The organism is Massilia glaciei, from assembly GCF_003011895.2.
Taxonomy (GTDB): domain Bacteria; phylum Pseudomonadota; class Gammaproteobacteria; order Burkholderiales; family Burkholderiaceae_D; genus Telluria_A; species Telluria_A glaciei.
On the sequence record NZ_PXWF02000092.1, the window covers coordinates 1 to 15,637 of the forward strand.

Below are 15,637 nucleotides of genomic sequence, written 5' to 3' on the forward strand. Positions count from 1 at the left end.
CATGGGTACAAACGTGGGTAGGGATGGCCCGACGCTGACCGGTAGGGCGGACGCTATCGGCCATGCACGCGCGAACGGGACGTCGTCGTATCGGGTGTGACCTTTGGAAATAGATGCGACGTTTTGGAGATTACTGCGACTACAAGGCATGATGTAGCGAGGTCCATCGCTTCTTGCTGAGTTACACTAGGCGCGATGAACTTCCGCTTTCGGCAAGGAGCGGCCATTAAGCGTGCCTTGTGCAGGGATCACGCGTAGACCATGAACCGGAATGTATATGATGGAATTTTCCGTAGTGTTGTCAGCATTCATCGGGTCAAGTAGCTCCGCTGTCTGGCCAGAATTTGCAGCCGTGTTGCCTTACCTATGTCGTCCATGAATACGAGGTCGACGCTTGTGGTCGTCGCCTGCTTCGCCATTTTCCTGTTGTTTAGCTGCGCGCCTGAAGGGAAGCCACCATCCCTTCAGGCTCCGGCCAGTTCAACAAGGGACTATCCGGGCACCAGCGCGGAAGACGCACTATCTCGCTTACGGTTCGTCAGTATTAAGAATACTGCCGGCGGCCACATGTGCCAGAACGCGAGCGACCGCCATGAGTTGGATTTCTTTGCAGAGCGCGACGGCAAGACTTGGCTGGGAACAGTGTGCAAGACCGCAAATGGCCGCTACCACGTCGAGTCCCACGAATTTACGCCGCCGCCGCCAAATGCGGGACCAGAATAGGCAAAGGACTACTCTCCGTGGCTCGATCGAACTTGCGGGACACCGCTGCGTTCTCGGCGTTCGTCCCAGCATAGCAGCTTGCTCAGCCGGAAAAGTCACGGACTATCACGACAGGCAGAAACGGTAGAGTCGAGATGTGGCGCGGTAGTATTCGGTACCCCGTTTCCACATCCCGCTCATCGAACCGGACGTGCAGATCTCCCGCATCCGGCTCTCGGACAAGACACTACGCCTTCGCCCACGCCTCACTGCGCCCACGTGCGCTCAGGCGTACGAGACCGAAGTACCCGTAAAGGTGCGAGAGTGGATATGCCCCGCCCTTGCGTCGCCTGAGTTTGTACTTGTTGCGCAACCACCGACGCAACCGCGTTGCGGTGTAGCTGTCGAGCGCGCGATATGCACGGCTGACTGTACCTACATTGAAGTAGTTCGCCCAGCCGCGCAATGTGCGGTTCAATTTGCCCACCAACTCCGTGGTCTCTTGCCATACCCTTGAACAGTCAGTCAGCTCATGGACCTTTTCGACCATGCGCCGAATGCTTTTCTTCGACGGCCACAGAGCGATACGAGCCTTCCCTGTGGTCGCCGAATACCGCCGTCCAAACGTAAATCCCAGGAAATCGAACTCGCCTTCCGGGACCTTACAGATACGTGTTTTCTCCTCGTTCACTGTCAGCTTCAGTTTTCCCATGATCATGCGCATCTGCTGCAAGGCTTCTTCCGCCTTGCCGTGTTTGCACAGAATCACGAGGTCGTCAGCGTAGGTGACGATGCGACTACGACGCTTCTCGCATGAGACGGATGTCGACTTCTCTGTCAACGTACTTCCATTCCTCTGTTGCACGCAGTTCGGAAAGCAATGCGTTGAACTCAGCCTCATGGGCTGGCGCGAACTCGAACCAATTGAGAAAATCGAACGGTTCATTTTCAGAGAGGTCACGGCAGTGGTGGAGCTTGCGCGCTACTGCGGGCAAGTAGTTAAGCCCGATTTGGATGTGCTTTGACTTTTCGAAAACGCTCCGGCGCTCGTCTTGCGTGAATTCCCACCAAGCTGCGTTTTTTCGGATCGGTATCAACGCTGCGCAAGTTGCTTCCGGGCGCGCCAGCCCTTGCTGCTTCGCCACAATTTCGATCTTCTCTTCGCGCATGACATACCGTTCATTGCTTGTTATTCCACGAAGTACCCAGGGTGCACTGGTTTCAGGCTGCAACTCTGAGGCAGATATTACGTTGAGCCTTTTGGCTTCAGGCAGTGACTTGCCAACTATGGTTTCGGTTCCAACGATCCGCCACAGACCGCTGTCTCCGCCGACGAATGCAAATAATCGTGTATCCATACCAACCCTTTCATGTGAGTGTTTTCACTTTTTCACAGCTTCAAAGAACCTATTTTCCCATCCCATTCTTCTGCATCATCGTCTCGTGTAGTATTGCATCCTTACCAGCGCACCCCCAGTCAAATTGCCGATCTAACATCGAACTGGTCTGTGATACGAGCGGCAGAAAATGGCCGTTTGCTGCCGGTCTGTTGGCGCCGACACCAAATTGACCCACAGCGCCGATTGCGCCTGACCCTGGCGCTGCCGTCGGGATCCGCATGGCGCCTACGTTTGCGCGAATTCGCCTGGGTCAACGAATTTCGGCTGCCTGGGTCAATTTGGCGTTGGCACCAACACACTATTGCCAAATAGCATATTCCGGAATCAAAGGCCATCGCGGCAAAAATCACAATACCAGGGAACACGCATGGCGGAGCCGGTCGATATCCAATACAAGCAGGAAAGCATCACGCCGTTCTGGCAAAAGTTGTCCTTCTTTTTTCTGTTCCCCTTCCGCCAAGGACCGTTGGTATTCCTTGTCGGCATCACGATCGCCAGCGCCCTCGCCGGACTCGCGCTGGGCGGTTTTGGAACCGTGTTCAAGGGCACCCTGATCTACCTGGGCCTGCGCTATGCGTTCAACGTGCTCGAGCTGTTTTCCCAAGGCCGCTTTGAGGGCCACTCCATGGAGCACTCCTTGTGGGGCGGATCGGAGCGGCGGCCCGCCAAGCTGGGGTTGGTCGTCGCCCTGTTCCTGACGCTCTGTGTGGTGCTGGGCAATTCGGTGCTGGACGCGCGCATCGCCAAGAACGTGGCCGTGCAGGAGAAGTTGATCTCTCAGTACAAGATCGACCATGCCGCCGAGGTGGCGCGGCGCGAGGCCAACTCGGCCGCCTTCAACAAGCGCATCGGACTCGACTCCGATGACGACGCCCCGGTCGCCGACGGCGAAGCCGCGCCCGACAGCGGCGACGAATCGCCAAGCGGCGGGTTTGAGGCGGAGCCGGCCGAATCGTCCGAATACGTCGAATCCGGCCCCAGCCGCGCCGAGATATTCGCCATGTACCGTCCCACGCCGTCCGACCCGCTCTGGTACACGCTGCAGCCGTTCTGGTTCTGGCTGGTGGTGGTGGCGCTGAGCTTGATGCTGCCGTCCGCGTTCATCGAATTCGCGCTCGAGGATAAATTCTTCAGGGCGCTCAATCCACTGCACGTGTTCAGCTTTATCAGCTCGATGGGCAGCGCCTATTTTGCGATGTGGTCGCTGGTGCTGTTGATCGGCGGCGCGCGCCAATTGGCCATGTCGGCCGGTGCCGGCATGCCGGCGGCGCTGCGCTTTCCGCTGGAAATGGCGATCGCGGCCTATCTCGGGCTGGTGCTGTTTGCGATGATCGGTTACGCGCTTTATCAGTACCATCAGGAGCTCAGCCTTGATGTCGCCGTGGACTTCGACGGACATCGCCAGGCGGGCGGCGCCGAGGCGATCGCGCAGGCCGGTTCGGTGCGCGCGGCGTTGCGTGCGAGGGAGCCGACCGATCCCTTGGAGCGCAAGTTGCAGCCGCTGTTGGAGGAGGGCAAAGTAAACGAGGCGATCGCCGAGGTGAAGGATGCGATGCGCTACGATCGTTTCGACGCGAAATTGAACACGCGCCTGCATGGCTTGTATGCCTTGCTCGGCGATTCCGCGAAAACCTTGGAGCACGGCCAGCAGTGGCTGACCGCATTGGGCAAGGCCGACGACGGCCAGGGCGCGCTGGCGGCCGTGATGGCCATGTACGCGCGCGATCCGGAGTTTATGGTCGAAAATGGCGATGTCATCCTGCCCGCGGCGCGCGCGGCCATACTCAAGCGCGAGTCGGCCGTGGCCGTGAAGCTGGTGCGCAGTTTTGACAAGCGCTTTCCGAACCACAAGGATACGGCGGCCGTGTATTTCGTGGCCGCCAAGCTGGCAAGCGAACACTTCCGCCAGCACGCCACCGCGGTCAAGATTTTGCGCATGCTGGTGGCAAAATTTCCAGCCGACCCGGTCAGCGTTGAGGCTGGCACCTATCTGGCTGTGCTTGAGGCTAGCATTGCGCAAATGTCGGCGGCGTAGTCAAATACCTCGCCAATGCACGTCGACGGCTTGGCCCGTGGCGCTACAGCCCTTACTTGGGATTTGGTTTTTTATTATTCGGACACTTTTTTAAAGGTGCCGAGGCGCCAGGGCATTGTGTATAGTGCTTTTGCGATTCTCGGCTATTTCACGCCGGACATTCAGAAGGATTTTCCTTGAAGAGCGCCTTATTCGTCGACTTCGACAATATCTATTCCGGCCTGCGCCAGCTCGACCAGGCCACGGCCGACCGCTTCGCGAGAAGCCCGATGACCTGGGTGACCTGGATGGTCGAGTCGCTCGCATTGCCCGAGCATGTCGAGGTCAGCGCCAAGCGCCGCATCCTGGTACGCCGCTGCTATCTGAATCCCCAGGCGTACCAACGCTTCCGCCCGTATTTCAACCTTGGCGGCTTTGAGATTATCGACTGCCCCGCGCTAACGAGTGGCGGCAAGACCAGCACCGATATCCACATGGTGCTCGACATCATCGACCTGCTGCAGCACGAGACACGCTACGACGAATTCATCGTGCTATCGGCCGATGCCGACTTCACCCCCGTGCTGCGCAAACTTCGCCGCTGGGACCGGCGTACCACCGTGCTGGCGATCGGATTTCCTTCCGCGGCCTACAGGGCATCGGCCGACCTCGTCATCGACCAGGACGAGTTCGTGCGCGGCGCGCTTGGCATCGGCGCGCGCGATGAGCCGGCAACAGAGGGCAGGCCTGCGCCCGATGGTGATTCGTACCATGTTCCCAGTCAGGCGCCCAGCGAGACCGCGAGCGCCGTGGCGCCGTTGCCGGCGTTTTCAATCGCACCCGAGACGCCTGTCTGCGCTGTGCCTTCGCCAGATCTGCGCGCACTCGCCGCGTTGGTCATAAGGGAAGTGGCGGCTTCGGCCGAACCCGTCCCGTGTGCGCGGCTGGCCAGCGTGCTCTCGCGCCACCCGGGAACGACCGCCGAGTGGTTCGGACACGGTAGTTTTCGGCGTCTGATAGAAACCCTCGATCTGCCGAATCTGCAGATGGATTGGCGAGCGAACGGGGGTGTCGCGTATGATCAGCGCCGCCACACATTGGTAACGCCGGAAGCCGGCGCCAATGTCGAGGACGAGTGGGTCGATGCGCCGGCAACGCTCACGCTGGCGCGGCAGATCCAGGAGGTGACAGGCGTGCCACTTCTCAGCCCCGCACGTTATAGAACACTGTTTGGCGAGATAGCCGATGACGTGACCCGGCAGGGCTACAATTTCATTGAAACGGTCAAGCGAGTTCGCGCGCGCTGCCGCGAGCGCGGACAGCCCATCAGTCGTGCCGACATCACCTTCGTGGTGCGGGGGATCGTGCTGCGTGGCCACCGGTTCGACGAGCACGCCAACACTGCAGGTGACCTCGCACAAAAGTTCTCCAACAACGTGCGCTCTTTGTGCCTGCGCGAGCAGATCATTCTCGATTCGGCCACCGAGGCGGCCATCAAGCACTGGATTTGCGGGGACATGCTGCCAGCATAGCGGCGGAGATAGGTTTTGGCTGGTTGTCGCGCGCGTTCCCGCATCGCTAACAGCGACGCCCGCGCGCTCGTACGCGCAGGTGCGCGTCTGTTGCTCAACGCGACGGTCGACGCGCTCGCCGTGCGCGCGCCCGTGGCCGACATGCTCACCCTGCAGTAGATTTTTCTTTGAGAAGTATATTGGCAGGCGCGTTGAACCATCATAGAAATCGTATTGCGAGATATAATCCATGCTCTATGAGGGTGTTTGCCATGCCAAAAAAACTCTTGCACGCTGAAACACTACCGACGTTGGTCCAAGAACGTCTGAGCACTTGGGGACGCTGCATCCACACGCAACGCCTGCGGCAACGCATCACTGTTGCCGACGTGTGCGCGCGCATGAGTATTTCCGAAGCGACCCTGCGACGAATGGAAAAAGGCGACGCGGGATCGGGCGCTGGCGCCTACCTGACCGCTTTACTGATCCTTGGTATGTTCGATGAGGCAACGCCCCCGCTGGCGCCGACCCTTTGGTCCGACGCACCGCATCGCAGGGTCAAGCTCAGTAAGCAAGAACGCGGGGATGGCGATGTTGAATACTTCTAAGCTATGCCTACTACGCGGCCGGCGACAAGAACCCCCACCACTGGATGCTTCACTAAGCGAAAGGATGAAAAGGTCAACGCGCGTTACATCAGCTATTGGAGCCTCACCCATTTCTTGTTTCATTACGAAAATGGACGATACGCTCACAACTATCGGCAGTTGATCGAGGCGGGGGGATCTGTTGATGACTTCGAACGAATGGTCGGACCGCTCGATCGGATCGAGGGCGAATGGTACGGGTATCTGCAAGAGCAAGTAAAACGCATCAAGAGCGAAAAGGCCGCCCAACGTCATTGATGCAAACACGATCAAGGCGGGTCCTGAACCTGGCGACGCCGGCGACCTGGGCGGCTGTCGCATCGCAGCTGCCGGCTTTGCCCGCGCTTAGAATCCGTCGACAACGTCACAGGTATGCGAACGCGCGGCGGCTCGGCAAATAACCCGCCGACCAGCGCGCGCCAAGCCTGGAAATCTTCACTGCCGCGGAAGTGGATCTCGTGGTCTTCGAGCGTATCCCATTCAACCACCAGCCGATAGGCGTGCGCGTTCTCTTTGCCGCGCTCGAGCTTCATTGAACGGCATCCGCGCGCGCGCTGGAACTATGGCACGGCCGGGGTTACACAATTATTTTCGACTCGGCCACCGAGGCGGCCATCAAACACTGGATTTGTGGGGAGATGCTGCCGTTATAGTGGCGGAGAGATGTCGCAGGTCCGATGCGCTGGCCGAACCGCAAGGACAAGGATTTGGACACTGCGATCAGCGCTTGCCGTCTAACGGCTTCGCCAGCCCGCGCCGGGGTTCTTCTGCCGATATGGCCAGCACCCGTTTGATCGCATCGATCACAGCCATTGGTTTTTCCAGCTGAATGTAATGGCCCGCTCCTGGGACGATCTCGTGCACGCCCCGCGCGGACAGTTTGGCGACGTTCTCATGCAGGGTGACGACCACTTGATCCCTGACAGCCTTAACGGCCTGCTCCTCCGCGGTGAGTGGATTCCTTGGAGTTGATGGCGACCGTGTGAGTACTACCAGCGGCAGCGTGCCATAGGAGCGGCGCGCCGCGCGCACCTGGTCGGCGCTGGCACGAAATACATGTTCGTTTTCAGAGAGCGCAGCTTGCTGGTGGGCAGGCGTCATCTCGAACTTCAGGTTGGCTGCCTTGACCGCCTCGCTCAGCTGCGCAGGATACGGCGCGGAAATGCATTTTTTCAGCATCGCGGAGTCCGCAACAAACCCTGCCTTGGCTGCGGCGACGCATGCCCTGGCCTCTTGCAAACCCGACTCGACGGTGTCGAGATCCCATTGTCTGGCGTCACGTTTTTTGGAATCGAGGGCGCGATACGCCTCCGCCTGATCTTCTACAGTGGGGTCCACCAAAACCATGCCCACGACGTCCAACGGAAAAGTGGTTGCAAAGAGTCTTGCGCTAAGCCCGCCAGAAGAGTGTCCGACCAGCAAATATGGGGGCTTAATTTCTGCGGCGACCAACAACCGGTGCAAGTCGTCCACGATGTTTTGACTGGTTGACGCGCGCGTTCCCGCATCGCTAAAAGCGACGCCCGCGCGTTCGTACGCGCAGGTGCGTGTCTGTTGCGAAATCGCTGGCTGAACAAGTCCCCAAACATTGATCGCGTCGGCAAGCCCGGCCTCGAAAACGACAGTCGGCGAACCCGTTCCCACACAGTACAGATTGAGCCTGCGGCCAGGCTCAATCTCCACCATCCGCTGTGCCTGCGTGTAGGCGGCGCCGTCTATCAACGGCGGAGGTGTGTCGGCGGCGAATGCGGTGGCCGACAGGGCGCACGCGCCTACAGCACTAACAAATGACTCTTTGGAGAACAACATGGAGCGAGGCTTTCTGTGTTGGGTTGATTATCTGCGTAGCAGCGCTCAGGGCGACCTCGGCGCAGGCGTCCTGGGCGGCTGTCGCCTGGCAGCCGCCGGCAATGCCCGCGCTTAGAAACCGTCGAGAACGTTACAGGTATGCGACACGCGTGGCGGCTCGGCAAAGAACCCGCCGACCAGCGCGCGCCAAGCCTGGAAATCCTCACTGCCGCGGAAGTGGACCTCGTGGTCTTCGAGCGTATCCCATTCAACCACCAGCCGATAGGCGTCGGCGTTTTCTATGCCGCGCTCGAGCTTCATTGAACGGCATCCGCGTGCGCGCTGGAACAATGGCACGGCCTGGGTGACGCCGGCCTCGAATTGTTGCTTGCTGCCGGGTTTGACAAGAATTTCCGCAATTTCGGTGATCATCGTTTTCCTGATTGTTTGTGGGATTGCGCGATAGCCTATCAGAATCGCCGCTATCGAGCCCGCCTGGCCCGGCCCTTCGACGGGCGATCGCGGAGATGTAGTTCAACTACCTTACGCGAAACTTACGCCAAGGGCGAACGCGTGCGTTTTGGAGGAATGATTCTAAGCTTCCAAAGTTCAGTGGACATTCACGCTGCGATGCATCATTATCAAACCGTCTTCTCCACGTTCTACCAAGAATATGGAATTAGCCCACCCTCGAGGTGGGCGTTTTTTTGGTCAGATGGGTAGAGCGGTCTCGTATTTGACTTCGCGCAGCGCGACGCTGGTGTTGATCTGCGAGACGCCAGGCAGCTTGAGCAGCACGTTGTGCAGGAGGTCGTGGTAGCCGTCCATATCCGGGACCACCAGTTTGACGATGTAGTCGGAGGTGCCCGTCACCTCGTAGCATTCCATGACGGCGGGACAGATTTTCATCTGCTCCTCGAATTGGGCGACTATCCCGGCCTCGTGCCGGCTTAGCGAGACATGCAGGATGCAACATAAGCCAAGGTCGACCTTGCGCCGCTCGAGGATGGCAGCGTAGCGCTTGATGTAACCGTTTTCCTCCAGCTCTTTTTGCCGGCGCCAGCATGGCGAGGCCGACATTCCCACCTTTTCAGACAACTCGTTGAGCGACAGGCGGCTGTTCTGCTGGAGCTCGCGCAAAATTTTCTGGGAGGTGGGGTCGAGGTTAGATTTGTCCATGGATTGCTAGTGGGAGAAAGGATTTGCCCTGATTGTCCTCATATGGGACTGGATAGGAATGATATTTCGCATCTTGAGATTATCATATTTCAATCGAGAGGTGCACTTCGCCACGTCCAAAACAATAGCAAGGAAACAAAATGGGTTCGATGGAACAAGGTCTTGATGCAGTGGAACAGGGCGCCCCGTCGGCACTCGCGGACCCGGACTATCGACTCGACGACAACCTCAGGCGCACCAGCGGCCGCGTGTTCATGACCGGCACCCAGGCCCTGATCCGGCTCGCCATCATGCAGAAGGCGCTCGACGAGCGCGACGGGCTCAATACCGCCGGCTTCATTTCCGGCTATCGCGGCTCGCCGCTCGGCGCGGTCGACCAGGAGGCGTGGCGCGCGTCGGCCTTGCTGCAAAAAAGCGGCATCGAGTTTCTGCCGGCGATTAACGAAGACCTTGCCGCCACCGCCGTGCTGGGCTCGCAGCAGGTCGGCACCGACCCGCAGCGCACGGTCGATGGCGTGTTTGGCATGTGGTACGGCAAAGGACCGGGCGTCGACCGCTCCGGCGACGCGCTCAAACACGGCAACGCCTATGGCTCGTCGCGCATCGGCGGCGTGCTGGTCGTCGTCGGCGACGACCACGGCTGCGTTTCCTCGTCGATGCCGCACCAGAGCGAACATGCGCTGATGGCGTGGAGCATGCCTGTGCTCAACCCCGCCAACATCGAGGAGTATCTCGAATTCGGTCTTTACGGCTGGGCGCTGTCGCGCTTTTCGGGCACCTGGGTCGGCTTCAAGGCGATATCCGAAACGGTGGAGGGCGGCGCCGTCGTCGAACTGCCAAAATTGCCCACGTTCAGGCTTCCCGAAAGCTACATCCCACCTGGGAACGGCCTGCATTACCGTTGGCCCGACCTGCCGAGCCTCGAGATAGAGCAGCGCGTCGCCGACAAACTCGAGGCGGTGCATGCCTTTGCGCAGGTCAACTCGATCGACCGCCTGGTGGTGCCCGCGCCGTCGGCAAAGCTGGGCATCATATCGGCCGGCAAGGCCTATCTCGATCTGCTCGAAGCGCTCGAGCGTCTTGGATTGCCTCTGGCAAAGCTCGAACAGGCCGGTGTGCGCCTGTACAAGCCGGGCCTGACCTTTCCGCTTGAGCGGACCCGGCTGCACGCCTTTGCCGATGGCCTGTCGGAGTTGCTGGTGGTCGAAGAGAAGGGCGACGTGATCGAAGCCCAGCTCAAAAGCTTGTTTTATAACATGGCGCCCGAGCGCCGTCCGATCGTCATCGGCAAAGCCGACGCGGCCGGCGCGCCCTTGTTGTCGGCCCTGGGCGAATTGCGCCCCTCGCGCATCGCGCCGGCGCTGATCCGCTGGCTCGGCCCCAAGATGCCGTCGCGCCAGCTCGAACAGCATCTGCCGCATTTTTGCCGTGCCGAGCAACTATCCAACGGCGCCGACAAGGTCAAGCGCACGCCGTATTTTTGCTCCGGCTGTCCGCACAACACGTCGACCAAGGTGCCGGAGGGCAGCCGCGCGCTGGCCGGCATCGGTTGCCATTTCATGGCGACCTGGATGGACCGCGAGACCGTCAACCTGACCCAGATGGGTGGCGAGGGCGTGGCATGGGTGGCCGCCTCGCGCTTCAGCAAAGAAAAACACGTCTTCCAGAATTTGGGCGACGGAACGTATTACCACTCGGGCTATCTTGCCATCCGGCAGGCGATCGCGGCGCGGACGACGATCACGTACAAGATTTTGTTCAACGATGCCGTGGCGATGACGGGCGGCCAGCCGGTCGATGGCACATTGACGGTGCCGCAAATCGTGCAGCAGGTGCTTAGCGAGGGCGCGGTGCATGTGGTCGTCGTGACCGACGAGCCAGACAACTACGCGAACGTTAAGCTGCCCGGCGGCGTGAAGGTCCACCATCGCAGCGAACTCGATGTGATACAGCGCCGCTTGCGCGAGATCGAGGGTGTATCAATTCTTATCTACGACCAAACCTGCGCGGCCGAAAAGCGCCGCCGCCGCAAAAAGAACAAGCCCGGCAAGATCGCATTCCCCGATCCGGCGCGGCGCATGGTCATCAACCCGGCCGTGTGCGAAGGTTGCGGCGATTGCGGCGTGCAGTCGAACTGCCTGTCGATCCTGCCGCTCGAAACAACGCTCGGCCGCAAACGCCAGATCGAACAGTCGTCCTGCAACAAGGATTATTCCTGCGTCGAAGGTTTCTGCCCGAGCTTCGTGTCGGTCATTGGCGGCAGCTTGAAAAAGCCGGCCAACTCGTCGATCGCCTTGCGCGATTTGGAAAGAATGCTCGAAGCCTATCCAAGGCCAGTGCCGTATGCCTACGACAAGCCGTTCGAGCTGCTCGTTGCCGGCGTCGGCGGCACGGGCATTGTGACGGTCGGCGCGCTGATCACGATGGCCGCACACCTCGAGGGCAAGGGCGCTTCCACGCTCGACTTCATGGGTTTTGCGCAAAAGGGCGGCGCGGTCATGTCGCATGTGCGCCTGGCGCGCTCGCCGAAGGCGCTCAACCAGGTGCGCATCGACCTGCAGCAGGCCGACGCCATTCTTGCCTGCGACCTGGTCGTGGCCTCGATGCCCGACGCGCTGGCGGTCATGCGCCGCAACCACACCAAAGTCATCGCCAACGAGTGCGAGATTCCGACGGCGGAATTTACCTGGAACCCGGACGCCGACATCCGCAAGGATGACCTGCTGCATAAAATCCGCGCCGCCGCCGGCGAAGGCTCGACCTTCGGCCTCAACGCCCAGGAAACCGCCTCGCAGGTGCTGGGCGACCCCATCGGCGCCAATATTTTGATGATGGGCGCGGCGTGGCAGCGCGGACTGATTCCTGTCAGCCTAGAGGCTTTGCTGCGCGCCATTGAACTCAATAACGTCGCGATCGACATGAACAAGAAGGCCTTCATGCTCGGGCGCCTGGTCGGTTCCGACGCCAACAGCGTCGCGCGCCTATTGGCGCCGGCGGCGAAGGTGATCCAGTTTTCGCCGCCTGCTTCGCTCGAGGAGATCGTCGCATTCCGCATCGACTGGCTCACCAAGTACCAGAACGTCGCCTACGCGGAAGCGTATCGCGCGGCCGTGGGCAAGGTGGAGGCGAAGGAGGTCGACGTCGACGGCGCCGCGTCGAAGAAACCCCTGACCAAGGCCGTGGCCCGCTATTTGTTCAAAGTGATGGCCTACAAGGACGAATACGAAGTCGCGCGCCTGCACACCGATAAGAGTTTTCTCGACAGTGTGCGCAGTCAGTTCGAGGGCGATTTGCGCCTTGAATACCATCTGGCGCCGCCCGCGATAGCCAAGAAAAAGCCCGGCACCGACGTTCCCGCGAAAATGCGTTTTGGGCAGTGGATGCAGACCGCGTTCCGTGTTTTGGCGCCCTTAAAGGTCGTGCGGGGCACCCCGTTCGACGTGTTCGGCTACACCGAGGAACGGCGCCACGAGCGGCGACTGCGGTCCGAGTACTTTGCCCTGACCGATTTGATTGCCACCAAGCTCACGCCGGAGAACAAGCAATTGGCCTTGAAGCTGGCGCAGGTTCCCGAGAAGATCCGCGGTTACGGCCACATCAAAGCGGCCAATATGAACAAGGCCAGGTTGGAGAGCGAGCAGCTGATGGCCGAGTTTAAGAGCGCGGCGAAAGTCATTGTGCTGCAACGGCAGGGTTGACCTCTCAGCTCGATCGGAAATCGACGGGCGGTTTTAGCTGGACATTCGCTTGAGTGTAAATTAAGTTGAAGGCATGACCGACACCCGCCCGCGCACCATACGCCATCCGCAACTTGAGCCGGACATTCCGCCGGCGCCGATTCCGCCGGTCCAACCTGGCCTGGAAGACTGCTGCCGCGGCGGCTGCACGCCATGCGTCTTCGAGCTCTACGACGAGGCGCTCACGCGCTACGAAACCGCGCTGGCGAGGTGGAAGTCGCGCCACGCCGCCCGCGGCTGAACAAACGTGGAACATCGCTTGCGCGGCGCACCGAATGCCGCGCGGGACGTCACCGCATCGCCAACCTCATTGCAATGATCAAGAACGCGACGGAGCCGGCGCGCACGCCCAAGCACAGTAAGCTGCTCATGGGTATTCGCGCTGGCGAGACGCGGCTTGATTGCCGGGGAAAACTAGTTCACACTTGTTCGTTCAAATTGTATTTGGAAATTCATGAGCAAGTTTCGGCCCCACGGGAACTACAAGCTGCGCCTTGACGGCCGAATACTTGTGTCCGATTTGCAGGGTCCCTGGAACCTGGAACTGGTCGATGCCTGGATGCGGGCGGCATACCCGATGGTCAAGGAGCTCGCCGCCACAGGCCCGCATGTGCACCTGACCGTCGTCACCGGCTCCCTGTTGTGCACGCCCGAATCCCTCGACAGGCTGACCGAGGTCATCGTGTACACCACCGCGCATATGAAATGCGTTGGCAATCCTGTCGTCGCCGCCGCAGAGGTCGAGGGCCGGGCGCTTTTCGAACCCATGTATGCCCGTATTTACGACGGCAGTCCGCCCCGCGGCCTTTTCTACGATATTGAAACCGCCAAAACGTGGGCGCTCGAGTTATTGGCTAAAGAGGGCTTCTAAGCGCCTGACGCCAAATCGCATTTGGTACACTACGTCCTTTTGTCGGATGGGACCACACGATGGCGCGACCGCCCGAGCTGCGTGCATACGCGCTGCAATGCCTGCTTGAAACCGATCCAACCGACAAAGCCGAGGCTGTCGCGACCATGGCGGACGCCTTTGCCGCTGGTGCTCTGTGCGTGGAAAGTCGCGGCGACCTGCCCGTTTCGGGCGTCATTCCCGGCCGCCCGGCGCGCCCGGAGCTGGTACCGCCACGGCTCGTGGGGCGCCGCTCGATGGTCACCGTGGAAGGGCGCGCGATGCTGATCCATTCGCTGGCCCACATCGAATTCAACGCCACCAATCTCGCCCTGGACGCACTCTGGCGCTTCCCGGATATGCCGGTCGCCTATTACACCGACTGGCTGCGCGTGGCAAAGGAGGAGGCGATCCATTTCTCGCTGCTCACGGCGCATCTGCAAAAACTCGGCTACCAATATGGCGATTTTCCGGCCCACGACAGCTTGTGGGAGATGGTCGAGAAAACCCGCGGCGACATCGTGGCCCGCATGGCGCTGGTGCCGCGCACGCTCGAGGCGCGCGGCCTCGACGCGATACCGCCCTTGCGCGCCAAGATCGCGCAGGCCGGCGACATGGAAGCCGCCGCCATTCTGGAGCGCATCCTGTGCGACGAAATTGGGCATGTCGAGATCGGCAACCGCTGGTATCGCTATTTGTGCGATCAGCGCGGCATCGAGCCGCGCGCCACCTACGACGAACTGGCAAAGCGTTACGAGGCGCCCGTTCTAAAAGGGCCTTTCAATATCGAAGCGCGCCGGCTCGCCGGTTTTACCGAAGCCGAGCTGACGGGCTTCGCCTGATTTCAAAGCGAAGGCATCAGGTCCTGTTCGCGACGGTGCCGCTGCGATGCCACCCCCTACGCGTTCCCGCGGCAAAGCCAAGACCGGTCGCGAGACAGATAGCCGACGTGACAATGAGAATGGCGTTGATGCCGACGCCATCGTACAGGCCGATCATTTTTTGTGGCCACAACAACACAAGGGGGATGAACGCGACGCCGTGAATGAGCAGTGCGGTGGTGATTAGCACGAGTGCCGTCCTTAGAAAAGGCAGCCGCGGGATAAGGCCCGCGCCAGAAAATGCAAAGCCCGCGCATGCGAATAATACGGCGGCCGCAAAGAGGCAGACGATGACCGGAAACGCGTGGCCTTTGGCTGCAAGTCGCACGATCGGTTCAGTCGCGCCGATCAATCTATACCAGGCAGGGCCGCCAAAGATAACCGCCACATGCAAAAGGCCACCGGCGGCCGCGGCGATTCCTGACCAAATCAGATAGTTGTTCTTAGCTTGTTGCATGGGTTCCTTTGATGACTTGGTGCGCAAGCAGCATGCTTGCAAGCTTGCAAGCTAGCAAAATCGCCGCGTCGGCTGCTACAGTATGCGACGGGCCGCATAAAAAGCGGCCCGAGAGGTGGAAACCCGCCATTGCCTCGCTGGACGAACAACGCTGTGGCCTTTCAAAGGATCCCAAACATTGAAGCACCATCGATCGGCATTCCTTCTTTGGCTTGGCCTCCTTGCGGCCCAAACCGCGCAGGCCGACGACATCACGGCCTATAAGGCCCGGATTGTTCCGGACATCGCCGCCAAATCCCTATCCGGCACCACGCGCATCTTCATCAGCATACGGCGGGACGCACCTCGGCGCCGCTATTTGCGCAATGGGTTTATTGAAATCCCCGGCCTCATCCGGTACGATCCACGCGGCATCAACGTTTTCTGAAGGAG

14 protein-coding genes and 1 pseudogene are annotated in these 15,637 nt (G+C 60.2%); 8 read left to right on the forward strand and 7 right to left on the reverse strand.

The genetic code is table 11. The features are described 5' to 3' along the window. Positions 1-949: 949 nt before the first annotated feature. On the reverse strand, positions 950-1,543 hold the full coding sequence (locus tag C7C56_RS06795; RefSeq protein ID WP_229458252.1) for a group II intron maturase-specific domain-containing protein: 594 nt from the start codon (positions 1,541-1,543) through the stop codon (positions 950-952). Beyond that, the gene (locus tag C7C56_RS06800) at positions 1,500-2,060 is read right to left on the reverse strand and encodes a chlorite dismutase family protein (protein ID WP_106756703.1); all 561 of its coding nucleotides are present in this window, start codon (positions 2,058-2,060) and stop codon (positions 1,500-1,502) included. The genes C7C56_RS06795 and C7C56_RS06800 overlap by 44 nt, the downstream gene beginning before the upstream one ends. Before the next feature lie 409 nt (positions 2,061-2,469). Here C7C56_RS06800 and C7C56_RS06805 point away from each other — a divergent pair, with 409 nt between their 5' ends. From C7C56_RS06805 to C7C56_RS27980, 3 genes are all read left to right on the forward strand, one after another. Further along, on the forward strand, positions 2,470-4,137 hold the full coding sequence (locus C7C56_RS06805) for a hypothetical protein (protein ID WP_106756704.1): 1,668 nt from the start codon (positions 2,470-2,472) through the stop codon (positions 4,135-4,137). A 176-nt stretch (positions 4,138-4,313) separates the two neighbouring features. Beyond that, positions 4,314-5,648: an NYN domain-containing protein gene (locus C7C56_RS06810; protein ID WP_106756705.1), complete on the forward strand. Its 1,335-nt coding sequence runs from the start codon at positions 4,314-4,316 to the stop codon at positions 5,646-5,648. Between the two features lie 251 nt (positions 5,649-5,899). Further along, positions 5,900-6,235 (forward strand): helix-turn-helix domain-containing protein, encoded by a 336-nt coding sequence (locus C7C56_RS27980; protein WP_146204320.1) that lies wholly within the window; start codon positions 5,900-5,902, stop codon positions 6,233-6,235. Between the two features lie 308 nt (positions 6,236-6,543). Here C7C56_RS27980 and C7C56_RS28645 read toward each other — a convergent pair. The 4 genes and pseudogenes from C7C56_RS28645 to C7C56_RS06830 form a co-directional block, all read right to left on the reverse strand. Then, positions 6,544-6,816: pseudogene (locus C7C56_RS28645) on the reverse strand (putative quinol monooxygenase); the annotation flags it as partial. Between the two features lie 178 nt (positions 6,817-6,994). Then, complete coding sequence (locus C7C56_RS06820; RefSeq protein ID WP_106756706.1) at positions 6,995-8,083, reverse strand: alpha/beta hydrolase; 1,089 nt, start codon at positions 8,081-8,083, stop codon at positions 6,995-6,997. Between the two features lie 111 nt (positions 8,084-8,194). Beyond that, on the reverse strand, positions 8,195-8,494 hold the full coding sequence (locus C7C56_RS06825) for an antibiotic biosynthesis monooxygenase family protein (RefSeq protein WP_106756707.1): 300 nt from the start codon (positions 8,492-8,494) through the stop codon (positions 8,195-8,197). 279 nt (positions 8,495-8,773) lie between these two features. Next, complete coding sequence (locus C7C56_RS06830; RefSeq protein WP_106756708.1) at positions 8,774-9,241, reverse strand: Lrp/AsnC family transcriptional regulator; 468 nt, start codon at positions 9,239-9,241, stop codon at positions 8,774-8,776. Between the two features lie 140 nt (positions 9,242-9,381). Between C7C56_RS06830 and C7C56_RS06835 the strand changes: the two genes are divergently transcribed. The 4 genes from C7C56_RS06835 to C7C56_RS06850 all read left to right on the forward strand — a co-directional run bounded on the left by C7C56_RS06835 (position 9,382) and on the right by C7C56_RS06850 (position 14,709). Continuing rightward, on the forward strand, positions 9,382-12,939 hold the full coding sequence (locus tag C7C56_RS06835) for an indolepyruvate ferredoxin oxidoreductase family protein (RefSeq protein ID WP_229458254.1): 3,558 nt from the start codon (positions 9,382-9,384) through the stop codon (positions 12,937-12,939). 73 nt (positions 12,940-13,012) lie between these two features. Beyond that, positions 13,013-13,219, forward strand: a complete 207-nt coding sequence (locus tag C7C56_RS06840; RefSeq protein WP_106756709.1) for an oxidoreductase-like domain-containing protein — start codon at positions 13,013-13,015, stop codon at positions 13,217-13,219. A gap of 213 nt (positions 13,220-13,432) precedes the next feature. Beyond that, the gene (locus tag C7C56_RS06845) at positions 13,433-13,849 is read left to right on the forward strand and encodes a hypothetical protein (RefSeq protein WP_106756710.1); all 417 of its coding nucleotides are present in this window, start codon (positions 13,433-13,435) and stop codon (positions 13,847-13,849) included. A gap of 59 nt (positions 13,850-13,908) precedes the next feature. Beyond that, positions 13,909-14,709: a ferritin-like domain-containing protein gene (locus C7C56_RS06850; protein WP_106756711.1), complete on the forward strand. Its 801-nt coding sequence runs from the start codon at positions 13,909-13,911 to the stop codon at positions 14,707-14,709. Between the two features lie 16 nt (positions 14,710-14,725). On the opposite strand, the gene C7C56_RS06855 is transcribed toward C7C56_RS06850, so the two are convergent. Further along, positions 14,726-15,205, reverse strand: coding sequence for a hypothetical protein (locus C7C56_RS06855; protein ID WP_106756712.1), 480 nt, complete (start codon positions 15,203-15,205; stop codon positions 14,726-14,728). A 178-nt stretch (positions 15,206-15,383) separates the two neighbouring features. Between C7C56_RS06855 and C7C56_RS27985 the strand changes: the two genes are divergently transcribed. Continuing rightward, the gene (locus C7C56_RS27985) at positions 15,384-15,632 is read left to right on the forward strand and encodes a hypothetical protein (RefSeq protein WP_106756713.1); all 249 of its coding nucleotides are present in this window, start codon (positions 15,384-15,386) and stop codon (positions 15,630-15,632) included. Positions 15,633-15,637: the final 5 nt, after the last annotated feature.